General features: G+C 51.0%; 25 protein-coding genes and 1 tRNA gene. 8 read left to right on the top strand and 18 right to left on the bottom strand.

What is annotated here, in order from left to right:
- Positions 1-8: 8 nt before the first annotated feature.
- Genes OMQ46_RS00265 through OMQ46_RS00255 form a run of 3 tightly spaced genes read right to left on the bottom strand, consistent with a single transcriptional unit; the run spans position 9 to position 2,365 of the window.
- A complete protein-coding gene (locus tag OMQ46_RS00265) occupies positions 9-896 on the bottom strand; it encodes a DUF58 domain-containing protein (RefSeq protein WP_266234858.1) in 888 nt (295 codons plus the stop codon).
- Between the two features lie 5 nt (positions 897-901).
- Positions 902-1,921, bottom strand: a complete 1,020-nt coding sequence (locus tag OMQ46_RS00260) for an AAA family ATPase (protein WP_266234855.1) — start codon at positions 1,919-1,921, stop codon at positions 902-904.
- Positions 1,922-1,966: 45 nt separating this feature from the next.
- Positions 1,967-2,365, bottom strand: a complete 399-nt coding sequence (locus OMQ46_RS00255) for a hypothetical protein (protein ID WP_266234853.1) — start codon at positions 2,363-2,365, stop codon at positions 1,967-1,969.
- Positions 2,366-2,546: 181 nt separating this feature from the next.
- Here OMQ46_RS00255 and OMQ46_RS00250 point away from each other — a divergent pair, with 181 nt between their 5' ends.
- Positions 2,547-3,920 (top strand): sensor histidine kinase, encoded by a 1,374-nt coding sequence (locus tag OMQ46_RS00250; protein ID WP_266234851.1) that lies wholly within the window; start codon positions 2,547-2,549, stop codon positions 3,918-3,920.
- On the top strand, positions 3,913-4,587 hold the full coding sequence (locus tag OMQ46_RS00245; RefSeq protein ID WP_266234850.1) for a response regulator transcription factor: 675 nt from the start codon (positions 3,913-3,915) through the stop codon (positions 4,585-4,587). Before OMQ46_RS00250 ends, OMQ46_RS00245 begins: the two co-directional genes overlap by 8 nt.
- A gap of 13 nt (positions 4,588-4,600) precedes the next feature.
- Here the strand turns inward: OMQ46_RS00245 and ahpF are convergent, their stop codons facing one another.
- The 4 genes from ahpF to bioA form a co-directional block, all read right to left on the bottom strand.
- On the bottom strand, positions 4,601-6,181 hold the full coding sequence (ahpF, locus tag OMQ46_RS00240) for an alkyl hydroperoxide reductase subunit F (protein ID WP_266234848.1): 1,581 nt from the start codon (positions 6,179-6,181) through the stop codon (positions 4,601-4,603).
- A gap of 84 nt (positions 6,182-6,265) precedes the next feature.
- Positions 6,266-6,832: an alkyl hydroperoxide reductase subunit C gene (ahpC, locus tag OMQ46_RS00235; RefSeq protein WP_266234846.1), complete on the bottom strand. Its 567-nt coding sequence runs from the start codon at positions 6,830-6,832 to the stop codon at positions 6,266-6,268.
- Positions 6,833-7,074: 242 nt separating this feature from the next.
- On the bottom strand, positions 7,075-7,146 hold the full coding sequence (gene pqqA, locus OMQ46_RS00230) for a pyrroloquinoline quinone precursor peptide PqqA (RefSeq protein WP_081443609.1): 72 nt from the start codon (positions 7,144-7,146) through the stop codon (positions 7,075-7,077).
- A 119-nt stretch (positions 7,147-7,265) separates the two neighbouring features.
- On the bottom strand, positions 7,266-8,573 hold the full coding sequence (gene bioA / locus OMQ46_RS00225; protein WP_266234844.1) for an adenosylmethionine--8-amino-7-oxononanoate transaminase: 1,308 nt from the start codon (positions 8,571-8,573) through the stop codon (positions 7,266-7,268).
- Between the two features lie 108 nt (positions 8,574-8,681).
- Between bioA and OMQ46_RS00220 the strand changes: the two genes are divergently transcribed.
- Positions 8,682-10,109, top strand: coding sequence for a glutamate--cysteine ligase (locus tag OMQ46_RS00220; RefSeq protein ID WP_266234842.1), 1,428 nt, complete (start codon positions 8,682-8,684; stop codon positions 10,107-10,109).
- A complete protein-coding gene (locus OMQ46_RS00215; RefSeq protein WP_266234840.1) occupies positions 10,097-11,122 on the top strand; it encodes a M14 family metallopeptidase in 1,026 nt (341 codons plus the stop codon). The genes OMQ46_RS00220 and OMQ46_RS00215 overlap by 13 nt, the downstream gene beginning before the upstream one ends.
- 15 nt (positions 11,123-11,137) lie before the next feature.
- Here OMQ46_RS00215 and OMQ46_RS00210 read toward each other — a convergent pair whose 3' ends face one another.
- The 7 genes from OMQ46_RS00210 to OMQ46_RS00180 all read right to left on the bottom strand — a co-directional run bounded on the left by OMQ46_RS00210 (position 11,138) and on the right by OMQ46_RS00180 (position 16,671).
- The gene (locus OMQ46_RS00210) at positions 11,138-11,464 is read right to left on the bottom strand and encodes a HesB/IscA family protein (protein ID WP_416234826.1); all 327 of its coding nucleotides are present in this window, start codon (positions 11,462-11,464) and stop codon (positions 11,138-11,140) included.
- Positions 11,465-11,467: 3 nt separating this feature from the next.
- On the bottom strand, positions 11,468-12,610 hold the full coding sequence (locus OMQ46_RS00205; RefSeq protein WP_266234839.1) for a cysteine desulfurase family protein: 1,143 nt from the start codon (positions 12,608-12,610) through the stop codon (positions 11,468-11,470).
- A gap of 13 nt (positions 12,611-12,623) precedes the next feature.
- Positions 12,624-13,070 (bottom strand): Rrf2 family transcriptional regulator, encoded by a 447-nt coding sequence (locus OMQ46_RS00200; RefSeq protein WP_266234837.1) that lies wholly within the window; start codon positions 13,068-13,070, stop codon positions 12,624-12,626.
- A 50-nt stretch (positions 13,071-13,120) separates the two neighbouring features.
- Positions 13,121-13,918: a serine O-acetyltransferase gene (cysE, locus tag OMQ46_RS00195; RefSeq protein WP_266234835.1), complete on the bottom strand. Its 798-nt coding sequence runs from the start codon at positions 13,916-13,918 to the stop codon at positions 13,121-13,123.
- Positions 13,911-14,648 (bottom strand): RNA methyltransferase, encoded by a 738-nt coding sequence (locus tag OMQ46_RS00190; RefSeq protein WP_266234833.1) that lies wholly within the window; start codon positions 14,646-14,648, stop codon positions 13,911-13,913. The genes cysE and OMQ46_RS00190 overlap by 8 nt, the downstream gene beginning before the upstream one ends.
- A complete protein-coding gene (queA, locus tag OMQ46_RS00185; protein WP_266234831.1) occupies positions 14,645-15,676 on the bottom strand; it encodes a tRNA preQ1(34) S-adenosylmethionine ribosyltransferase-isomerase QueA in 1,032 nt (343 codons plus the stop codon). The genes OMQ46_RS00190 and queA overlap by 4 nt, the downstream gene beginning before the upstream one ends.
- Positions 15,677-15,804: 128 nt before the next feature.
- On the bottom strand, positions 15,805-16,671 hold the full coding sequence (locus tag OMQ46_RS00180; RefSeq protein ID WP_266234829.1) for an HDOD domain-containing protein: 867 nt from the start codon (positions 16,669-16,671) through the stop codon (positions 15,805-15,807).
- 157 nt (positions 16,672-16,828) lie between these two features.
- Here OMQ46_RS00180 and OMQ46_RS00175 point away from each other — a divergent pair.
- Together OMQ46_RS00175 and OMQ46_RS00170 are read left to right on the top strand one after the other, a co-directional pair.
- Positions 16,829-16,913 (top strand) — tRNA-Leu (locus OMQ46_RS00175).
- A gap of 252 nt (positions 16,914-17,165) precedes the next feature.
- Positions 17,166-17,756, top strand: coding sequence for a hypothetical protein (locus tag OMQ46_RS00170; protein WP_266234828.1), 591 nt, complete (start codon positions 17,166-17,168; stop codon positions 17,754-17,756).
- On the opposite strand, the gene OMQ46_RS00165 is transcribed toward OMQ46_RS00170, so the two are convergent.
- Positions 17,753-18,322 (bottom strand): recombinase family protein, encoded by a 570-nt coding sequence (locus OMQ46_RS00165; protein WP_266234826.1) that lies wholly within the window; start codon positions 18,320-18,322, stop codon positions 17,753-17,755. The two genes, OMQ46_RS00170 and OMQ46_RS00165, sit on opposite strands and share 4 nt — an antisense overlap.
- Positions 18,323-19,483: 1,161 nt before the next feature.
- Complete coding sequence (locus OMQ46_RS00160) at positions 19,484-20,122, bottom strand: response regulator (RefSeq protein ID WP_266234825.1); 639 nt, start codon at positions 20,120-20,122, stop codon at positions 19,484-19,486.
- 441 nt (positions 20,123-20,563) lie between these two features.
- On the opposite strand from OMQ46_RS00160, the gene OMQ46_RS00155 reads away from it, so the two are divergent.
- Together OMQ46_RS00155 and OMQ46_RS00150 are read left to right on the top strand one after the other, a co-directional pair.
- Positions 20,564-20,794: a DUF2789 domain-containing protein gene (locus OMQ46_RS00155; RefSeq protein ID WP_266234823.1), complete on the top strand. Its 231-nt coding sequence runs from the start codon at positions 20,564-20,566 to the stop codon at positions 20,792-20,794.
- Complete coding sequence (locus OMQ46_RS00150) at positions 20,787-22,148, top strand: class II fumarate hydratase (RefSeq protein WP_266234821.1); 1,362 nt, start codon at positions 20,787-20,789, stop codon at positions 22,146-22,148. The genes OMQ46_RS00155 and OMQ46_RS00150 overlap by 8 nt, the downstream gene beginning before the upstream one ends.
- On the opposite strand, the gene OMQ46_RS00145 is transcribed toward OMQ46_RS00150, so the two are convergent.
- Both OMQ46_RS00145 and OMQ46_RS00140 read right to left on the bottom strand, forming a co-directional pair.
- Positions 22,145-22,909: a slipin family protein gene (locus OMQ46_RS00145; protein ID WP_266234820.1), complete on the bottom strand. Its 765-nt coding sequence runs from the start codon at positions 22,907-22,909 to the stop codon at positions 22,145-22,147. The two genes, OMQ46_RS00150 and OMQ46_RS00145, sit on opposite strands and share 4 nt — an antisense overlap.
- Positions 22,906-23,649 (bottom strand): NfeD family protein, encoded by a 744-nt coding sequence (locus OMQ46_RS00140; protein WP_266234818.1) that lies wholly within the window; start codon positions 23,647-23,649, stop codon positions 22,906-22,908. Before OMQ46_RS00140 ends, OMQ46_RS00145 begins: the two co-directional genes overlap by 4 nt.
- Positions 23,650-23,848 lie beyond the last annotated feature (199 nt).

Genomic DNA, 23,848 nt, shown 5'->3' with positions numbered 1-23,848 from the left:
CTGCATCCCTAAGCTCTTTTCATACCGTGAAAATATTCAGTCAACTGCTGCGGCGTGATATCACCGTCGACAAACAAAGGTCTGATGCGATAGCGCATGAAACACTCGGTCAACCGGGAAAAATGATCATCCATCTGCTGTTGCCAGCGTTTTTTCATGCCGGGCCGCATCCAGACGCTGTGGCGCTGACCGGTTTCGGCATCGCGGGTTTCCGCCCAGCCGGCATGCGACGGGAAATGATCCACATCATCATGGCGCCAGACAATTGGAATCACGGTGTACTGTGACAGCTTTCGCAAGCTGCGCTCGACCAGTTCCAGGTCATAACAAAAGTCGGATGCCAGAAACACCATGGCGCGTTTGTTATTGACCAGATCAGCAGCATGAACCAGACCCGCGGCGCCCGGTGCTGAAGGCGCCTCGGCCCTCAGCAGCTTCTCGGCTGCAAAGGCCGGCATACTGCGCTGAGTCGTCGGCATGATAGTGAGGTCCTGGCGCCAGATGGAATCAAAAGCCGCCATCGCAAAGCGATCACCCAGACCGATGGAGGTATGAGCAATCATATGCGCCAGTCTCGCCAGACGCTCATGGTTCACACTGGCTACCGACATCGATTTACTGACATCGGCCAGCAGCCATAAAGTGATAGAAGCGCGCTGCTGGTAGCGTTTCACCAGCCAGCGCTGTTGCTGCTGGGTGATATCTGCCGCCTGACTGCGGATACTGGCACGGATATCCAGCCTGCGCGGATCGGGATAATCAAACAGATCAGCAAAGCCGGCAAAGCGATCGCCACTGCCCAATGCGGTGCCGCTGTGCGCACCCGGCACATGGCCGAAAACCTTATCCGGAAAACGGTAAGTAAATTCCTGCGGCTGCAGGTCTCGTAAATCCATGATGATTAAGGTGTGGCGATGTGATCGCGCAGCGCACTGACAAACTGCGGCATGATCTGTTCACGGCGACCTTCATAGACCGGCGACAGGAACACACGGTGTGTCATCGACGGCAACAGCACGGTATGGATATCATCCGGCAGCACATGATCTCGGCCTTCCAGCCAGGCACTGACCTTGGCTGCACGGACCATGGCAGACATACCACGGACACTGGCACCCGCTACCACCAGGTCTTCTACGTAGATATCGTCCATTTCAATGCCCATTTCCGCTGGTTTCCAGCTGGCATCCCAGAGTCGTACCACGTAGTTCTCAATTTCCGGCGAGACAAAGATGGAACGCTGGATTTCACGGTCAAGCTGATTGAGTTCACGATAATCCAGCAAGGGCTCACTGATACCGGCCAACAATTGATCGACATCATGGAAAGCCGGATCGAAAATCAGACGACGGCGGATTTCATCTTCTTCAGGACGACTGATGTTGATTTCAAACAGGAAACGGTCACGCGCTGCAGCACTGAGCTCAAAGGTTTCTTCTTTTTCCACCGCATTACGGTCGGCAAATACCACCATATGCGGGAAACGATATTCCTTACCGAAGGCTTCGACACTGCGCTCGGCCATAGCCCGCAACAACAATGATTGAACCTGTGGCCGGGCACGGTTGATTTCATTGAAGAAGAACACGGCAGTTTCTTCACCGTGACTAATCAGCGGACCGGGATCAATCACCGGCTTGCCGTCAGCATTGACCCAGGCACTGTAAAGCAGATCATTGGGCATCAGGTCGACACTGCCCTCAATCCGGCCGAATGCGCCGCCGAGTGCTTTGGAAAAAGCCCGCAGCAAAGTGGTTTTACCGACACCCACACCGCCTTCCAGCAGTACGTGACCGCGCGCATGCAAAGCGATTAGTATCAGACGTACAGCCTGGGTCTGACCGACAACAACGTCATTGACGCCTTTTTCCAGTGCCAACGCGTGGTCACGCGCTGTTTGTAACAGCTGAGATTCAGCCATGTTCTCTCCCCTTAACTATTTTTATGTTTTTTGTGCCGGACTACTTTACCAAGCAAATTGCAGAAAAGTGAATCCAATCCAGACAAAACCCACCGTAGTAATGGCAAAACTCACTGCCGAGAATAGTTTCCAGATCATTTTGTCCCAGAACGCCATGTCAAATGCCGCGATAATAAATATAGTCGGGTTGGTGAAGCCGCCAATCGCCACCGCCCAGCATGCCACCACCGGCAGCTCGATACCAGCGCCTCTGGCAGCGCCGTAAAACCCCAGACTGAATAAAGCCATCAGTGCATAATCGACATGCGCCCTTATCATGGTTTTGTAGTCGATAATAAATGCATCCACACCGGGCAATGGAAACCACTTGGCAAAGGTCATCAACCAGGCGCTCAGAATCAACGCTGCTATCGTCGCCACAGCACCAATCAGTAATATTTCCATCTTTTTCTCTCGCTCTGTTTATTGTTATTGCAACCACCGCTATTAAAAACGGCGAGCGAGATGACCGCACCAGATATCTGCCCTCAAAGCTCGGGCAAATTTCCCGAGCTGGAATTGACGACTTTCAAGCTGACCGTATAGAGCCTAGACTTTAACTTCCTTTGAGCCCCGTGAAATACGCATGAATTTAAAAGCTCAGTTGCTGGTTCGCATACTGCTGATTGCACTGGTCTGCCTGATGGGCAGTGCCTGGTATGTGTTGTACCAGACCGATAAACAGGCGATCTTCGAAGCCAAGCAGACCGCGAACCGGATAGAAAGGCAAACCCGGCAGCAGATGCTGCAGATGTTCCAGCGCTATGATTTTTCAAGGCCTTTTCCTGATGTGAATCAATGGCGAGGTATCGGCGGTGTGCCCGGTTCCTGCACCCAGTTCCTGTCGCGGACCCAGAGTCGTGAGCGAAGCCTTTGTAACGACATGCCTGATCTTAAAACCACCTATCCAAACTGGTTCGGCAACGTTTACCAGCAGTTTTTTAATCCGGATTATGAAGTCAGAACCCCGGTCAATTTCAATGCACTGCGCTACGGCACCGTGCTGGTGACGCTCAATGTACAGATGGAAACTACCCGTGCCTGGAATAACCTGCGCGCCGTCATCGGCGTATTGACGGTCACTTTCGTCGCCTTGTGCATTTTGATGTTCTGGACCATTAACCGCATGCTGCAACCCGCACAGCGTATTGTCGGCGGACTGGAAAAAATGCGCGAAGGCAATCTGGATTATCGTCTGCCGAGCTTCGATATCGTGGAATGGCGCCGCACCAGCGAGGCGATCAATGCACTTGCCAGCAGTCAGCAGCATACCTTGGCAGAAAATAAAAGACTGGCCATGAAACTGATGAACGCTCAGGAAGAGGAACATCGTTATATATCCCGGGAACTGCATGATGAATTCGGTCAATGTCTGGCGGGCATCAATGCAGTCACTGCTTCCGTGGTTCAAACCGCCAGAAAGGATTGCCCTGCTGTGGTGGATGAAGTGCAGTCTATCAGTCATATCACGGGTCATATGATGACTGCGCTGCGTAATCTTTTGACCCGCCTGAGACCGTCAGAGGTGGACGAACTTGGGCTCAGTGCCAGTCTGAGACAACTGGTGAAGAGCTGGAACCAGCGCAGCGGCAACCAGACGCAATATGAACTGGATATCGATGATAGCCTGGATCAGTTGCCGGATCCGCTACCGGTCAACATCTACCGGATTGTGCAGGAATGTCTGACCAATATCGCCAAACACGCCCGGGCCGGCAAGGCCGAAATCAGTCTGCGACGCATGACGGATGACACGGTTTCACTGATTATCCGTGATGACGGTATTGCACAGGCAGAATCCTTCGAAAACACCCTGGGTATGGGGCTGTTCGGGATTCACGAGCGAGTCACAGCACTGGGCGGACGCCTGAAACTTGAAGCCCTGCGCTACGGTGGCCTGCAGGTCAGTGCGTCGCTCCCGATCCCTGAAGCCACTCAAGAGTCTTCACAACATGAGTAATACTGTCACGATTATGCTGGTCGATGACCATGCCATTGTCAGGGAGGGTTACCGCTCTCTGCTGCAGAAACAAGCCGAGTTTGAGGTCATATGTGAAGCCGGTGATGGCAACGAAGCCTACAACCATTACAAACACTATCAGCCTGATGTCGTGGTCATGGATATTTCCCTGCCCGGCCAGAGCGGCCTGAAAGCGATTGAACGGATTCGTCAGTATGACGGCAGTGCCCGGGTGCTGGTATTCAGCATGCATCAGAATCCCAGCTTTGCTCTGCAGGCCACGCGCGCCGGTGCACTGGGCTACATTACCAAAAGCAGTGAACCGGAAGCCCTGATCCGGGCTATTCATCAGGTGGCTCAGAATAAACATACGCTAAGCGCCGATATCGCTCAGGCACTGGCCATGGAGAAACTGGGACAGGAGCAGTCAGCGCTGGACGAACTGACCGTCAGGGAATTCGAGATTTTGCGTTTACTGGTCGATGCCAAGTCGAATCAGGCGATTGCTGAACTGCTCAATATCAGCCCTAAAACCGTGTCCAACTCGCATTACATCATCAAGAAAAAGCTGGGCGTCAGCAGTGATATTGAACTGACCCGACTCGCAATAAAAATGAACCTCGTCAACCTGTTGGATCTGGTTGACGAGGCTCCAGGTTCAGAATGAAATCCTGATGCTATCAGGCAGCGTTGGTTTCTTTGTCATCATCAAAGTCGCTGCGGATGATGTAATCGAATGATCCCAATGCAGCCCGGGCACCATCCCCCATCGCCATGATGATTTGCTTGTATGGGATGGTGGTGACGTCCCCTGCAGCAAACACACCCGGCATTGAAGTCTGGCCGTGATTGTCGATTTCGATTTCACCGTATTTGCTCAGTGTAATCGTATCCTCCAACCAGTCAGTATTGGGCACCAGACCAATCTGGATAAATACCGCGTTCAGATCCAGCGTGTGTTTCTGCTCGGTGGCACGGTCGATATAGACCAGACCGTTCACTTTGCCATCAGCACCGGTGATTTCGGTGGTTTGCGCACCGGTGACAATGCTGACGTTATCCAGTGAGAACAGCTTTTTCTGCAATACTGCGTCAGCACGCAGTTCACCGTTGTACTCAATCAGCGTGACGTGACCGACAATACCAGCCAAATCAATCGCCGCTTCCACACCCGAGTTACCGCCACCGATGACGGCGACCGGTTTACCCTTAAACAGTGGGCCATCACAGTGCGGGCAGTAAGCGACGCCATGACCGCGATACTCTTCTTCACCCGGCACACCCAACTGTTTCCAGCGGGCACCGGTGGCCAGAATCACGGTTTTACTGCACAGGGTCGCGCCGCTTTCCAGCTCGACTTCGATCATTTTGTCTTTTTTGCTCAGCTTTTTGGCGCGTTGCAGGTTCATCACGTCAACATCATATTCCTTGACGTGTTCTTCCAGTGCTGCGACCAGCTTGGGCCCTTCGGTTTCTTTCACTGAAATGAAGTTTTCAATCGCCATGGTATCCATGACCTGACCGCCAAAACGCTCGGCCACAATACCGGTACGTATGCCTTTACGGGCGGCATAGATTGAAGCTGAAGCACCGGCAGGACCGCCACCAACAATCAGCACATCAAAGTCATCTTTGGCACTTATTTTTTCTGCTTCGCGCTTAACCGCGCCTTTATCCAGCTTGGCAATGATTTCCGGCAGGCTCATGCGGCCCTGGCCGAAGCTCTTGTCGTTCAGATATACAGTCGGTACCGCCATGATTTGACGCTCATCGACTTCGTCCTGGAACAGCGCACCATCAATCATGGTGTGGCTGATATTCGGGTTGTGAATAGCCATGACGTTTAAAGCCTGGACTACTTCCGGACAGTTCTGGCACGACAGAGAAATATAGGTTTCGAAGTGATATTCACCTTCCAGATTCTTGATCTGGTCAATCACTTCTTCGCTCAGTTTGGTTGGATGCCCGCCGGTGTGCAGCAGTGCCAGTACCAGAGAGGTGAACTCGTGCCCCATCGGAATGCCGGCAAAGCGGATTTTTTCTTCGCCGTCCGGTTGCTTAATCTGGAACGAAGGCTTGCGGCTGTCGCTGTGAACGTCATCGACAAAGCTGATTTGTGGCGACATCTCTGCGATTTCCTGCAGCAACTCACGCATTTCATTGGCTTTGGCACTCTCATCCAGCGCCGCAACCAATTCGATTGGGCGTTTGATGTTTTCCAGATAGCCTTTTAATTGTGCAGCGATGTTTGCATCCAACATGATAAATACCTGTAATCAGTTAACAATATGTTGACCGGGTCCGGGCGCAGGGCCCGGACACAGTCTCTGGCAAGACGGCAGATCTTAGATTTTGCCGACCAGGTCCAGTGATGGAGCCAGTGTTTCTTCACCTGGCTGCCATGAAGCAGGGCAAACTTCGCCTTCGTGAGTCGCGACGTATTGTGCAGCCTGTACTTTACGTACCAGATCTTTTGCACTACGGCCGATGCCCAGATCGTTGATTTCAGCCGCTTTGATAACGCCGTCTGGATCCATGATGAAGGTACCGCGCAGCGCGACACCGTCTTCTTCGATCATGACGTCGAAGTTACGGCTGATGCGGCCAGTTGGGTCACCAATCATTGGGAACTTGATTTTCTTAATGGTTTCAGACGCATCGTGCCATGCTTTGTGAACGAAGTGAGTGTCAGTAGAGACTGAGTAAACTTCAACGCCCATTTCTTTCAGTTGTTCGTAGTGGTCAGCCACGTCGCCCAGTTCAGTCGGGCAGACAAAAGTAAAGTCAGCTGGGTAGAAAACAAATACAGCCCATTTACCTTTGACGTCGTCACTTGTGACATCGACGAACTCGCCGTTGTGATAGGCAGTCGCTTTAAAAGGTTTAATTTCTGTATTAATCAGTGATGACATTATTAGCTCCTTTAATTGGGTTATGTCGTAAATGACAGTTGGCATTGTAGTCGAGCCTAATGGATAGGTACAACGACTTAATTCAATTAATATGATTGGTAAAAACGATTAAGAATTCAGGCAGACTGAATCGTCAAGAAATACTGCCTTTCCGTGGCTGTTGTCAGGGCTTTTTTGCAGAGGCTGAAACAAAAAAGGCCCTTGAATTCCTCCAAGAGCCTTTTTGATGAAATCACACTGTATTAGCGATTGCAAATGTACATAGTGACTTCGAAGCCGAAACGCATGTCTGAATATTCTGGTTTAGTCCACATGATGCAGTCCTCGTATTGTTTGTCGAGTTACCAGCAATCTGATAACTATGAAGCAGTTTACCTTTCCATAGCAATCCGAACATCAGCGCTTTCCGCTATTACGGTCAGGATTTTTCCTATCACTCAATCGCCTGGCGCTGGACTATCTCATCCAGCATCCTGCCGATGGCACCAGTCAGTAAACTTAAATCAGCCGCATCGATGATATAAGGCGGCATGATGTAAATCATCGTTCTGAATGGTCGGATCCAGACGCCCTGGTCAACAATAAAGCCCGGTAACCAGTCCATACAATCATCCAACGGCCGGTTCAAATCCACAACACCGATGGCGCCTTTGACTCTGACCTCATTGACTATCTGGTGTGATTGATAGGGCATTAATTCATTCCGAAGCTGCATTTCGATGCGGGAGACATTACCCTGCCAGTCTGATTCCATCAGCACATCAATGCTTTCGGCAGCCACGCGGCAAGCCAGGGGATTGCCCATGAAGGTCGGGCCATGCATCAGTACACCGCTGCCATCCGCGGAAATGCCCTCTGCGACTTTTCGATTACACAGCGTGGCTGCCAGCGTCATATAACCACCGGTCAAGGCTTTCCCCAGACACAGAATATCCGGCACGATGCCGGCCTGTTCATAGGCAAACAACGATCCGGTACGACCAAAGCCGGTCGCGATTTCATCAAAGATCAGCAACACGCCGTATTCATCGCACAATGTCCGGACCTGCCTCAGGTATTCGGGGCAATACATCCTCATACCACCGGCACCCTGTACCAGCGGCTCCAGAATGACCGCTGCGAGCTCATGATGGTGTTCGCGGATTAAGCGTCTGAACTCGGCGATATGGCTGTCATCCCAGTCCTCATCTCGCTGGCAGGAAGGGGCCGGTGCGAAAATATGTTTTGGCAGGACCTGCTCGAACATCGAATGCATGCCATTGACCGGGTCACACACCGACATCGCACCGAAAGTATCGCCGTGGTAACCGTTGCGGACTGACATCAGACGCTGTTTGCGTGGCTGACCCTGGGCAAACCAGTGCTGAATGGACATTTTTATTGCAACTTCCACCGAGACCGAACCGGAATCAGCCAGAAACACGTACTGCAGACTGTCATCGGTGATGTCGATAAGTTTACGGGCGAGATTCACTGCCGGTTCATGAGTCAGACCGCCGAACATCACATGCGACATCTTATCCAGTTGCGATTTTGCAGCCTCATTCAAACGTGGATGATTATAACCATGAATGGCTGACCACCATGAGGACATACCATCAACCACATGACGACCATCGCTGAGTCTCAATCTGACCCCGTCGGCAGACTGCACTTCATGTAATAGCGGGGGATTGGCCACGCTGGTATAGGGATGCCAGATATGAGCGGCATCAAACTCGAGATTCGCTGTTTTTTCCATCCGCAGATCATAGCAGTAGTCACAAGCCGGCCCCAATTTTTACAAACTTGGCTTATCGCTTCAGCCTGCTATAAGCTAGAGTCAGGATAGCAATCTAAGGCATCTCTCATGGGCCAGGAAATTGCCGGCGTCAGCTTCACTGCGAAGGATTTCGAGCGCTTCAGCGAGCATCTCCGTGACGAGACCTTACGTTTGCAGCATTTAATCAGCGATGCTCTGCAGCTCCACGAAACCCGCTATGCCGGCATCGAACTGGAGGCCTGGCTGGTTGATAAAACCATGCGGCCTGCCCCGATCAATGACGCCTTTCTCAAACTGCTCAATGACCCACTTGCCAACGCTGAACTCGCTAAGTTCAATATTGAGTTCAATACCGAGCCGGTCCCCCTGACCGGTGATACCCTGAGCCAGTTGCATCGTCAACTGCAAAACGCCTGGTCCAATGCCAGCCAGCAGGCGCAGCGGCTGGACAGTGAATTAATGATGACAGGTATTCTGCCGACGCTGCTGCAGGATGATCTGAATGTCTTCAATATGTCGGATATGAACCGATATCGTGCTCTTAATGAGCAGATTCTGGCTGCCCGCGGCAAACCGGTAAAGCTGGATATCAGTGGTGAGGAGCATCTCAAACTTACCCATCACGATGTCATGTTGGAATCGGCAGCGACTTCTCTGCAGTTACATACCCAGGTGCCGGTCAACATTGCGCACCATTTTTATAATGCCTCCCTGATAGCCTCGGCACCGATGGTAGCGGTTTGTGCCAACTCTCCTTTCCTGTTTGGGCACAGCCTGTGGCAGGAAACCCGCATCCCGCTGTTTGAACAGGCCATTGAAGCCGGTGGTTTCGCCGGTGCGGCACATGGACCGGTGAAACGGGTCAGTTTCGGCAGTGATTATGCCCGTCACTCTATCTTCGAATGTTTTGAAGAAAATCTCGAACATTACCCGGTGCTATTACCTGTCGATCTGGGCGAAGCCAGTGACCAGCTTGAACACCTGCGGCTGCATAACGGCACTATCTGGCGTTGGAACCGGCCATTAATCGGCTTTATCGGCGCCAAACCGCATATCCGTATCGAACACCGCACACCGGCAGCGGGCCCTACCATCACAGATATGCTGGCTAATGCCGCCTTTTATTACGGACTCACACATGCCTTATGTGACCGCATCATTGCTTACGGCACTGAGCTCGCCTTTGCCGATGCCCGGGATAATTTCTACAAAGCGGCCCGTTATGGCCTCGACACAGCGATAGTAGACCTTGATGGCTCACACCAGCCCTTAAAGCAGTTTATTCTGAACACCTGCCTGCCGTTGGCGGAACAAGGACTGGATAAGCTCGGTATCAAAAGCGGTGATCGTGATAAATACCTCAAAATCATTGCTGACAGAGTCGAACGGCATCAAACTGGCAGTGACTGGCAACGGGCTTTTATTGCTAAATATGGTAAAGACTTCAGCAGAATGAGCCGGTATTACCTGCATCATCAGCAAGAGGGCGAGGTGGTAAGCCAATGGCCGATTTGAAACAAGACATACTGCAGCAACTCGACTCTATCCCTGACGGTCTGCTGGAAAGCAGTGCCCGTGATTTACATAAGGTGCTAAGCCGCCCCACCCTGCTGCACCTTAAGGGTAAGCAAAATAACACCCTGTTTCTGTCGGTCATGCTGCATGGCAATGAAACGACCGGTCTGCTCGCCGTGCAGCAACTACTGAAGAAATATCAGTCACGCATGCTGCCGCGTAATTTGTCTATCTTTTTCGGTAATGTCGAGGCAGCACGTGACGGCCTGCGCCGTCTTGATGACCAGGCTGACTTCAACCGTATCTGGCCCGGCACCGAGTATTCCCTCTGCCCGGAAACAGATATGGCTCAGACTATTGTTAACACCATGGCGAACCGCAATCTGTTTGCAAGTATCGACATCCATAACAATACCGGTCTCAACCCACACTATGCCTGCATCAATAAACTGGAGCCTGCCTATCAGCAACTGGCGACTCTGTTCGCCCGCTTCGTGGTTTACTTCACCCGCCCTAAAGGCGTGCAGTCGATGGCTTTTGCCCAGCTGTGTCCGGCCGTAACACTGGAATGTGGACGGCCTGATCAGACTTATGGTGTCAAACACGCCTACGACTTCATCGACAGTTGTCTGAACCTGAGAGAGTTGCCAAATCATCCGGTTCATCCTCAGGATATTGACCTGTTTCATACCGTGGCTCAGGTCAAAGTGCGGCCAGATGTGGATTTTAGTTTTGATAACAGTGAAGTCGACCTTCAGCTGGACCGGGATCTGGAGAAAATGAATTTCTTTGAAGTCCCTGCCGGCACGGCGCTGGGGCGGGTCAACGCGAATGGATTCTTACCTGTTGAGGCCAGGGATGAAAATGGTGAGGATGTCAGCAGCCGCTTTTTTGAAATACATCATGATGAATTGATGTTTAAACGGCCGACCATGCCATCCATGATGACGCTCAATGAGCATGTCATCAAACAGGACTGTTTGTGTTACCTGATGGAACGATTGCAGGGCTGAACGCCCTGCAATCAATTATTTGGTCACGCTGAAGCTCTCACCGCAACCGCATTCGGAAGTGACATTGGGGTTGATGAATTTAAAGCTTTGATTAAGCCCTTCGCGGACAAAGTCCAGCTCCATGCCTTCCAGCATGGGCATAGCGTCTTCATTGACCACAACTTTGACATCGCCCTGTTCAATGACAACATCATCGCTGGCGACTTCATCAGCATAATCCAAGGCATAGCTGTAGCCCGAACAACCGCTTTTGACCACACCGACCCGCAGGCCGACGCCGCCTTCACGTTTGCTCATCATATCGCGGACTCGTTTAATGGCTGACTCAGTTAAGGTAATCATAATTCACCTGTTTAATAAATGACTGAAGCGATTTGCTTCTTTTTCCAGCACTTTGGCCAGTTGTTCTATTTCTTCGACAGTATTTTCTGTCGAAACACTCACCCGAACTGCACCCAGTGCAATTGGATCCGGTATGCCCATCGCGGTCAGCACATGACTTGGTGTTTGTCTGCCTGTACCACAAGCAGAGCCACTGGAGACAGCAAATCCCTGCTTATCCAGGGCCATCAGCATCGTATCTGAATCAAAGCCCTGCAGTGCAAAAAAGCAGGTATTAGGCAGCCTTTCGGCTTCACTGGCAAAAATGGTGACGCCCGGGATTTGTTTCAAGTGTTTCTCAAGCAGTTCCCGCAACTCAATGCAATGCTGCTGGTAATGAGAAAGCTGTGCTTGCACATAATCGGCAGCAGCACCGAAACCGACAATGGCAGCTACATTCTCAGTGCCACTGCGTTTATCCTCTTCCTGACCACCGCCTAAAATGTAGCCGGGCCAGTCGAGTTCAGCCGAGACGATTAACGCACCGATGCCTTTAGGTCCACCAAATTTATGCGCCGACAGCGTCAGCAGATCGACGCCGGCAGCTTTCATATCAACCGGCAGTTTACCCGCAGCCTGAACCGCATCGGTCAGTAATGGCACGCCCCTGTCATGACAGACGGCTGCTAGGGCGGGTATATCCTGAATCATGCCGGTTTCATTATTGGCCCACATGACAGAGACCAGACGGGTGTCTTCATCAATCATCCCGGCCAGTGTGGTCGGGTTGACACGGCCCTGTTCATCGACCGGAATCAGTTCCAGTTCAAAGCCATGACGTTGCAGCCGACGAGCGGGTTCCAGCATGGCAGGATGCTCAATGGCGCTGACCAGAATTTTGCCATTGTCAAAGCGCTCTGCCACACCGGCAATGGCCTGATTGTTGGCTTCAGTACCTCCACTGGTGAAAATCACCTGCGAGGGTTGGGCGTTAACCAGGCTTGCAACCTGCTGGCGGGCTTTATCAATGGCGGCCTGGGCATAACGGCCAAAGCGGTGACTGCTGGACGGGTTGCCCTGCTGTTGCTGCAGATAAGGCAGCATAGCATCGAGCACGCCCGGCGCCAGCCCTGCCCCGGCATTATTGTCGAGATAGGTAAATGACATCGTTGAGACCTGCTTAGACGACGTCGAATTGAATGACTTTTTCGCCGCTGCGTTTCTTTTCGTAGTTACTGACAACCTGGGCCAAGGTGATACCGTCGAGGTAGACCCGAATCTGGTCACTCAGACTTTGCCACAGCTCATGGCTCAGACACTGTTCTTCACCGTGGCAATTCTGACGACCTTCACATTGGGTAGTATCGACTTTTTCATCGACCGCTGAAATGACATCAAGCACGGTAATGTTATCCGCCGCCCGGCTGAGACGGTAACCACCGCCCGGCCCACGCGAACTGCTGACCAGGCCCTGTTTTCGCAGCCGCGCGAATAATTGCTCAAGGTAGGACAGAGAAATGCCCTGACGCTCGGAAATATCTGCCAGGGTAATCGCACCCACGCCATAGTTGAGGCTAAGGTCCAGCATGGCAGTGACTGCATAGCGCCCTTTGGTGGTCAAACGCATGTTTCAATCCAGATAAAAATCAATCTATTAAGTGTACATGCCTGACTGTTTTAGTCAACTTTTGAATCGTCATTCTCTTTGGAGATATCGCAGTTGTCCAGCTCAGGCATATCGACGTCTTCCGGCAATTCGCCGCCCAGGCGATGGATGGTTTCACGTAGTGATTCGACACGCTTATCCATGGCCTGTATATGTTCAATCAGACCATGAATCGCGGTCGCGACCGGGTCCTGACTTTTGCTGGAGGTGCCATAAGCATCAAAGCCGACAGACTGAGCCAGTTTTTGCTGTTGTCTCTCATCTTCTGTCATCTGAGATTTAGCTCTGACAATCCGGCCCGGCACGCCGACCACCGTCTCGCCCTCCGCCACATCTTTGACGACCACCGCGTTGGAACCAATACGTGCTCCATCATGCAGTTTAATTGGCCCCAGCACCTTCGCTCCGGCACCGACGACCACATCGTTACCCAATGTCGGGTGACGCTTGCCCTCTTTCCAGGAGGTCCCGCCCAGGGTCACACCATGGTAAAGCGTGCAGTCATCACCAATTTCGGCCGTTTCGCCAATCACCACGCCCATACCATGGTCGATGAAAAAACGACGACCGATTTTGGCACCGGGGTGGATCTCGATACCGGTAATCCAGCGGGCGATAGTGGAAATAAATTTGGCCAGCCATTTCCAGTTTTTGCGCCACAGGAAATGGTTGATACGATGCAATTGCACCGCATGGACACCTGGATAAGTAGTGACAATCTCAAATACGTTACGCGCAGCCGGATCACGTTCAAAAACGCAGTTGATGTCTTCCTTGATACGTTGCCAGCGGCTAATTTCTTCACTCATCTATTTTCCTCGCTTTAGTCTCAGCGGCGCGCAAAATCCCATGCATGATATGCAGTTCGTTACGATCCAGATCGGCACGATTAAATAATCGGCGGATACGACGCATCAGATAACGCGGATTGTCCGGGTCCAGAAAGCCGATAGTCGACAGAGAACGCTCGAAATGAGCGTATAAATGAGACAAATCGTCGGCAGTAATGGCTTCCCGCTCTTCTCCTATTCTGCCGAAATCAATCACAGGTTTAAAACTCATTCTTAATTCATAGGCCACAACCTGGACCGCCGCAGCCAGATTCAGCGAACTGTAATCGGGGTTAGCCGGGATATTAACCAGATACTGGCAACGATCCAGTTCATCATTGGACAGGCCCGAATGTTCACGGCCAAACACGATAGCAACCTGGGTATCATCATCAAACTTCTCCAGTTGCTCCACCGCCTGGCGTGGGTTCATCACCGGCACATGCAGGTGGCGCAGACGTGCACTCAAAGCAAAGGCATAGTGGCAACCGGATAAAGCCGATTCCAGGCTGTCATGCACCACGGCTTTGTGCAGTACATCATCAGCGCCGGAAGCCCGTGCAGTCGCTTCTGCACTGGGATAAATCTTGGGTGAGACCAGATGCAGATTGCTGATCCCCATGGTTTTCATCGCCCGCGCGGCAGCACCGATATTGCCCGGGTGCGTTGTGCCAACCAGCACAAAGCGAATATTGTCCAGTGAGGTCATCCTTTGTTCCTTGTAATAAACATGGCATCACCATAGCTGAAGAAACGGTAACGCTTTTCGATCGCATGCTGGTAGGCATTAAGAATGTGCTCACGACCCGCGAAGGCAGATACCAGCATGAGCAGCGTCGACTCGGATAGGTGGAAATTGGTCACCATGGCGTCGACGCTGCTGAACTCATAACCAGGGTAAATAAAAATGTCTGTTTCACCTTCAAAAGGCGCGATTTCTCCATTCTGAGAGGCACTCTCCAGCGCACGTACGCTGGTGGTGCCGACGGCAATCACGCGGCCGCCACGGGCTCGGGTTGCTTTGACCTGGTTGCAGACCTGCTCGCTGACCTCGATCACTTCGCTGTGCATCTGATGCGAGCGAATATCTTCAACCCGCACCGGCTGGAAAGTGCCGGCGCCAACATGCAGGGTCAAAGCCGCAGTCTCAATACCGGCCTGCTTGAGTCGTTCCAGCATCGCTTCATCAAAATGCAGACCGGCTGTGGGTGCGGCAACTGCGCCGGTGTTCTGAGCATAAACTGTCTGATAGCGCTCCAGATCCGCTCTATCGACTTCGCGCTCAATATAAGGGGGCAGAGGTAACCGGCCAATCGCCTCAAGCGTCTCAACAACCGACTGGCTGTCGATAAAGCGAAGTTCAAACAGCGCATCATGTCTACCGAGGACTTCGACCTCCAGTTGCCCCTCCAGCAGTAGTTTACGGCCGGTAGTTGGCGATTTACTGCTGCGCACATGGGCCAGCACCCGTTCGTTGTCCAGCACGCGCTCCACCAGCACCTCGACTTTGCCGCCACTGTCTTTTTGGCCTAACAGGCGAGCTGGCATCACGCGGGTATTGTTGAATACCAGCAAGTCATCGGGGTTCAGCAAACGCAGTAAATCAGTAAATTGCAGATCCTGCAGCGTTCCGTCAGACCCATTCAAGGCCAGCAAACGGCTGGCGCTGCGCTGTTCTGAGGGGTATTGGGCTATCAGTTCTTCTGGCAGGTCAAATCGGAAGTCACTCGTTTTCATGGACGCGATCATAGCAGAATGCACAGCCTGACTTGCCATCAAAATCAAGCTGTGACTGAAAATGCCGGCTGAATAGTTGCCGTCAGAAGCGTGTCAGCAGGATGTAAGTTTGAAGCAATGCTGAAGAGCTAGGGCATAAAAACATTAAGACGCTGTTGAATAAGCGCTTCGTTGTCGAGCAATTTTTCCACCTGCCTGTCGTCCAAACCCAGCAATTCCAGAGCTTCCAATTCCATCAGACTCTCTTTGTCATCATCTGCTGCTATATCAAGCATATAGGTAGCAAAACGAGAGCCGGCATGGACCGCTGCCGCAATTTTGGCTGATTCATTACCGGCATCCAGTTGCTCATAGGGCTTAATCGAATCCCTCACCTGAGCCGGCATGCCCCAGCGGGTGACCACCAGCTCCGTCACCGGCTGACAGTATTTGTTTTCAAGCCGGTAAACCGTCTCCGGCATCAGACTGCTGTCCTGTTGCCTGGCTAGCTCCAGCACGGTCTGCAACACTGCCGGACGGCCTATCGAATGTAATAGACCCGCTAAAAACGCTGCTTCCGTGTTCACGTTCGCTGCTTTAGCAATCTCTTTGGACCAGAGTGATGTCGCCATCGCGTGTTGCCAGTTAAATTCGACATAATCTTCATAACCAGGCGTATTAAACAGCTTTGCACTCAGCGCAGCGGTTAACGCGATCTCGCTCATCACATTCATACCTAATCGTGCGACTGCCTGTTGCAGTGATACCAGGTTGGCCAGTGGCGTATAGGCCACCGAGTTTGCGATCCGCATGACATGGCCTGCCAATGACTGGTCGCGCTCTATCAGTGTTGCCATTTGTGCCGCACTGGCTTCGGGGTCCTGGGCCAGAGATAAGGCCTGACCGGCTACCTCAGGTAGCATCGGGACCTCAACGAAACCTTCAAATATGGCCTGCTGTAATGACTCTTCAAGAATCTCAGAGTCCGTCTGTGTGGCTGCCAAGTCTTTGTCCATGGAACGACCTTAAATTCGATTTCGACGTTAAAGACCGAGTTTCGCCTGTCCTCTGTATTGCGGTCAAGCCATATCCTGATAAAAGGTGATAAAGGTCACAGGCTAAATTAAGGCTTCACTTAGGTGACCGTAGTCGTTATAATTTGCGGCCTTGGTTGCCGGGGTGGCGGAATTGGTAGACGCGCCGGATTCAAAATCCGGTTTCTTCGGAAGTGTGGGTTCGATTCCCACCCTCGGTACCAACACTTTTACCTGCAACAATTCCCCTTCAATATCATAATGTTACCCGATAAGCGTTCTTGACGTGTGGACGACGCTTGTGGACGACTTTTTCATTCATCTCTGAGTTTATTACTAGTCTTCTGTATTTTCAGCGTCTAAGACTAAGCCGCGCCCCACGAGGCTAGTACTATTGACTATTTTGTATTGATTGTTCTCTTTATGTATTTAGTCTATGGTGGAAGCTGTGATTATTGGTGGCATGGAGATAGGAAGTGGCTTCAGAGGAGGAATTCAACCCCATCAAATCACCGTTGTATATACGACAACGCAAAACGCTACTCACCGTTACAATAATCATCATTGCGATCAACCTGATTGGCGGCGAGATTCAAACAGACACCAACGGGAGTTCTTCCCTTACACTTCCATTTGGTGTGTCTTTCCAGATCGCACGTCCATGGCTCATTGACTGGCTTCTCGTTGCCGCTCTAATCTATTTAGTTATTAGGTACTTCATTTTCTCTACTCATGTTCGTCAGCGAGTTAGAGTGTACAGAGAACGCGCGCAACGCAACTGGATACCCAGACTTGTCGATACAACTTCTAAGGATAAACTTGATCCTAACCATGTTTCAGTCAAAAGCCGATTATGGTTATGGAGATATTCCCGTGGTGAATACAACGCAGGTAATTATGAGGAAGTTGTTGTTGATGAGAAAATCAATGCACTGAAGACATTACTACCTTCAGTGTTAGTTGAGTTAGAACTATTGTGGACCAAAAACGCCTACTCAGACTACTACTCCCCCTATCTAATGACTGCGCTTGCTATCATCTCGTACACAGCCAAAAGTTGTATTTAATTTCCAAGCTGAATAGTTGAACATGCACGCTTAACCGAAGCAGGAGAGATGCCGAAATGCTCGGCAGTCTGCTTGATACTCGCCGAGTTACTCCTCCTCCACCGAACAACCTCAGAATCGTCTATCTGTTTCTTCCTACCAAGAGCCTTCCCCTCGGCCTTCGCTCGTTCAATACCGGCCATCTGACGGGCCTTGATGTTCTTTCTCTCAAGCTCAGCGAGTGAGACCAGCATGGTCAGCATGAGCTTCCCGTGGTCAGTCGATAGGTCGAACCCTTCACGCATTGAGAGGATCGCTACACCCTTCTCTCTGAGTTCCTCTACTGTTGTGAGCACGTCAATGGTATCTCTGCCCAGACGGTCAATCGAATAGACCACGACCTTATCTCCCTCACGGACATAGCTCAAGAGAGCACCGAGTCCCTTTCTGTCTTTCCCTTTGGTCGCTCCCGATACAGCCTCGTCGGTGCACCACTTGTCCACGTTGTAAACCTCCTTGAGGGCGTGTACTTGGGTCTCAGTAGTTTGCTCTCCGGTGCTGACTCGGGCGTATCCAATCACTGACATTACTTGCTCTCCTTGATGGCTCAATATGTATGGCTCACATATTAGAGACTGGCTCAGTAAAAATCAACACGTTTGAGCCACATTGAGAGAGTCACCGCTGGGTAGCTCTTTTGGTGTAGCTTTTGAGCTACTGGAATTGATCAGTTTTCAGAAAGTTGAGACTATGTTTATTCATAGTTAACATTATTGGAATAAACGTCATGGGAAGACGATACAGAAGGAGGAGCTCAGCAAACTCAATCATCTCTGACTCAACTCACATTAGCTCTAAGTTGTCTTGGGTAGGAGCTTTGATATTCGGTTTTGTAACCTTTTCGCTTTTCTATTTCATCATCCCTGCATGGCTTTCAAATAAAGCTGCAATTCAACCTGAAAACACCATACTCACCCAAGGTATGCTCGAAACGATTATTGCTCCAAGGATTCGCTGGATTGAACGCATAGGAGTTGCCTGTGGCTTGATTGGCTTGTTTTTCTCTATCCGTAACTACTTCATAGCTCGACGTGCTGGTTACAGGGAGAGAAGTCTCGTCGGGCTGCTAGCTAGGTTGTTTGGTAGAGACTTGAGCTGATTTGAGGCAGGTATTGTTTCATCACTTTGTTTGCAGTGTGGTAAGACCGTCTCCAGATACGCCATTGGATTGTTCAGCACGTCTTCAGAAGCGTGTTCAGCTAGAGCGATACCTTGAATCTGGAGAGTGTCTAAAGCCTTTATGACTTTCAGTTGGAACTTCGGACTGACACATTTGCGTAGGCATACACCAGCTCCTTCACTGCGAAGTTTCCACCATATCTACCAGCTTGAAAGTTTAACAGTAGGATTCTCCACAGTTAGTTCTTCAATCAGCTTGACACCATCAAAGCGATACCACTGAGCAGGTAGATGTCTGTATTCACCTCCCGCCGCACGATGCAGGTCATTCAGACAGTGTGTCCTTCAAAGTCCTGCTTGATTGTCAGGTCGGCTACTACGAGCTAATTCCAGAGTATGATCCTGCGCGCCATTGTACCTCTAAACCTAGACACTTTTTATGGTACAAAATGTAACTTAAACCATACAGAAGTCGCAGGATAGGTACAGGAATTCACTATAGAGCTAAATCCTGCTTTAAAAGGCGAAATTTAACAAGTTATAAAGCGCTAAAAAACGAAATTAGTGAATTAATTATTCGAGCTAGAGATTGCCTGATCTTGCGTGTAATCCTTGACCAGGCGTTGAATGCGCGCAAAAGGAATCGGTTTTTCCTCTACAATCACATTCTCTGGTAAGTCGTAGTTCTGATGGATTTCATCTTTGTTCAAACCAGTCACGACCACAATCTGGCAATGGTCCATATCCGGATTCTGCTGGATAACGTTAATCATGTGGGCACCATCCATCCGTGGCATGCGTAAGTCGGTAATAATGATGTCCGGTTTTTTAGAGCCAATTTGAAGCAGCGCATCATAACCGTCATGGGCAAGATAGACTGCTGTTTTTGGCGTTTCCCAGCTTTCGATCTGCATCTGGTAGAGTTTGAGCAAATCTTTATCATCGTCAACGATCATAATCCTGACAATATCAGTCGCCGACTTTACTGCTTTGTCTGCAGTAACTGATGGGCTTTCAGCTTTTTCTTCTGCCTTACCCTTGCCTAACTCGCGTGCCAGCCGTTCAACTTCCCTCGCAGTGATACGACGATGCCCGCCCAGTGTTTTGGTGACCTGAATCATGCCACTGTCAGCCCACATCTGGATGGTTCTGGGTGTGACGCCGAAAATCTTTGCCACCTTGGTGGTGGTGTAGAGTTGCTCTTCCATAGTTACCTGTCTGCAATTTATATTGTTCGCAACATATTATATAAGTTGTCTGTTCAAGGTCTCATTAGATTATACGCTTGCTGGATAATTATTTTCTGTTTCTTCTGGATAATCCTGAGTTTAGCTGGTGCAGAGTCGATTGTACTGACGCTCTGTCAGATGCATGTGAATATACTGCTTGGCGTGAGGGTGATCAGCGTCACTCTTAGCTATTTCGAAACACAGGTTAACAGGCCGTACTCAATAGAAATTGCTTGATACGCAATTGGGAATGAACTTATTTCACGTTTTCACGGCCAGGCTCACAGACAAATGATAGCAAAATTAAAGCTATAAATCAGACAGTTGCAGAATGTTAAGCGATTAACCGCGCCACTTTTCTAATCTGCGAGACTCGCGTAAGCTGAGCCAAACAGGGTTTGCTATCAGCAGGAGTGGTATATGGAAGCGACTTTTCATTCACTGGAGAATCTGTTTCTTCAGCTTGGGCTTGATAATGACCCGGCAGCGATCGATGCTTTCATCAAAGACAATAAGCTGGCTCAGGATGAAGCGCTGCAAGATGCGCCATTCTGGACACCCAGCCAGGCGGCCTTTATCGAAGAGTGCCTGAACGACGACTCTGACTGGGCGGAAGTTGTAGATCAACTCAACGCTTTACTGCATGAGTGACATCACCCCAAAGCCCGAATTCACCCTCTGGGGTCAGCAGACCGATGCTGCCCTGCAGCACTTCCGCGTTGGTCAGGAAACGCTGCCTGACCCCATTATTCGGGCCTATGGGCTGGTCAAATACTGCGCCGCTGATACCCATCAGCAACATGGTAGACTGGAGCAGCGCATCGCTGAGGCTATCAAACTGGCCGCAAAACAGTTGTTTCAGGGGCAACTGAATAATCAGTTCCCGATCTCGCTTTGGCAGTCCGGCTCCGGTACGCAGTCGCATATGAACGTCAATGAAGTGCTGGCTACATTGGCCACACAGACGCTGGACGGACAACACCAGGTTCATCCTAATGATCACTGCAACCTCGGGCAGTCAACCAATGACAGCTTTCCGACAGCATTACATATCGCCTCGGTGTCCTTATTGAATACAAGCCTGTTGCCGGCACTCAGGCAGTTGGCTCAGCGTTTTGAGAATTTATCCGATAGCTGGCAGTCGCTGCTGAAAACCGGTAGGACGCACCTGCAGGATGCCACGCCGCTGTCTCTGGGCCAGGAATTCTCTGCCTATGCCGCCCAGCTTAAGCTCTCACAACATCAGCTTGAGTCAGATTTACCCGATTTGCTGTCATTGACGATGGGGGGTACTGCTGTCGGCACTGGCATCAATAGCCGTGCGGGCTTTGCTGCAGCCTTCTGCGACAGGCTGAATGAACTGACCGGCCACACGTTCAAACCCAGTGATAACTGCTTTGCCGGCCAGGCCAGTCATGATGCCATAGTCGCCCTTTCCGGCAGCCTGAACACCCTGGCCAGTAGCCTCAACAAGATAGCCAGTGACCTGCGACTGATGGCGTCCGGTCCACGATGTGGCCTGGGTGAACTAACACTGCCTGCCAATGAACCGGGTTCTTCAATTATGCCCGGTAAGGTCAACCCATCCCAATGTGAAATGCTGAATATGGTCTGTGCCCAGGTTATGGGAAATCATCTGACCATCACCATGGCCAATGCGCAGGGACAATTCCAGCTTAATACCTTTAAACCGGTGATCGCGCTCAATATCATTCAGTCGCTGGCGTTACTGGCAGATGCCATCACCAGTTTTGACAACTTCTGCGTCTCTGGCATCAAGCCTAATGAAACGCAGCTGCAGGAAATGATGGAAAAAAGCCTGATGCTCGCCACAGCCCTGACGCCGCACCTGGGATACGACAAAGTGACCGAGATTGTTCACTATGCCAGCGAGCAGAGGTGCAGTTTGCGCCAGGCCGTTATCGACTTGGAAATGATGAGCGCTGCAGCGTATGACCGGCTAATTCGACCCGAAACGATGATTACCCCTTCCTCCAACGCTTAATCACTGCCTTTTCTGGCACTCATTGAGCGCATGGCATCCAGCAGCTCGACCGGCAATGGGAAGACAATCGTCGACGACTTATCACCCGCGATGTCGGTCAGTGTCTGCAAATAACGCAACTGGAGAGACTGGGGCTGCTTCGCCAGAATTTCCGCGGCCTGCTGCAGCTTTTCCGACGCCTGTAATTCGCCTTCGGCATGTATCACTTTGGCACGACGATTACGTTCCGCCTCGGCCTGTTTGGCAATCGCCCGGATCATACTTTCATCCAGATCCACGTGTTTAATCTCAACATTCGCCACCTTGATACCCCAGGCATCAGTCTGGGAATCAAGAATCGACTGGATATCATTGTTGAGTTTGTCGCGCTCAGACAGCATTTCATCGAGCTCATGCTGGCCCAGCACCGATCTGAGTGTGGTCTGTGCCAGTTGGCTGGTCGCATCGTAGTATTGTTCCACCTGGATAATCGATTTCTGTGGGTCGATGACTCGAAAGTAAACCACTGCATTGACGTGTACGGAGACGTTATCCTGAGAAATCACATCCTGGGTGGGCACATCCATCACAATGGTACGCAGGTCAACCCTGACCATCTGCTGGATAAAAGGAATAATAATGATAAAGCCAGGGCCTTTCACCTTGTAGAAACGGCCCAGCAGGAACACCACGCCGCGCTCGTATTCGCGAAGAATCCTTACCGCACTGATCAACAGCGCGATGATCGCTATCGCGACCACTGCCAGAAATTGTAATGTCATATTGCCTCCCCATCTTTAGCTAGTGCTTCGACTTCCAGCGTGAGTCCTTCCAGGGCTTTTACCACCGCTTTGTCGCCCTTTTTCAAAGGCGTGCGGGTGACGGCTGTCCAGCGTTCACCATGAACCAGTACCTTGCCCCGCTCTGAGAAATGCTCATCGGCGACACAGACTGCGCCAATCATTTCTTCCTGTCCTGACACAATCGGGTGATCGCGGTTTCGTAAAACCATACCCAGGGCCATCAGAAAAAAAGCCACTGTGGATACCGTCACACCGGCGATAATCCCCATATTGACACCGTAACCGGGCAACTCCGTATCAATCAGCATCACCGAACCAGCCACAAATGCCGCCACACCGCCCAGTCCCAATACACCGAAACTCGGCTGAAAGGCTTCTGCCACCATCAGGGCTATTCCCAGTAGTATCAATGCCAGGCCAGCATAATTGATGGGCAGGATCTGGAAGGAAAACAAGGCCAGCAACAAACAGATAGACCCGATGGTACCCGGCACAATCGAACCGGGGTTGGCAAACTCAAAGATCAGACCATAAATCCCAATCATCATCAGAATATAAGCGATATTGGGGTTGGTTATAATTTCCAGCACTTTATTGCGCCAGTCAGGCAGGATCTCGGTCAGTGTGACAGCGTCGGTTTCGAGCGTGGTCTCGTTGCCCAGCACCTTCACCTTTTTGCCATTCAGTTGCTGAATCAAATCCCGCTGGTTAGTTGCCACGATATCAATGACGTTGTCTGCCAGTGCGGCTTCAGCAGTCAGACTCTGTGCCTCACGAACTGCTTTTTCCGCCTATTCAGCATTACGGCCCCGAAGTTCAGCCAGGCCCTTGATATAAGCCACGGCGTCATTCACCACTTTTCGGGTCATCGCATCGCCGTCATTAGCCGGCTCGGAATCGGCTTCCTGCTTTTTGTCT

Source organism: Methylophaga sp. OBS1 (assembly GCF_026319365.1).
Note: the sequence above shows the minus strand (reverse complement) of the source record. Positions and strands in the feature narration are given on the sequence as shown.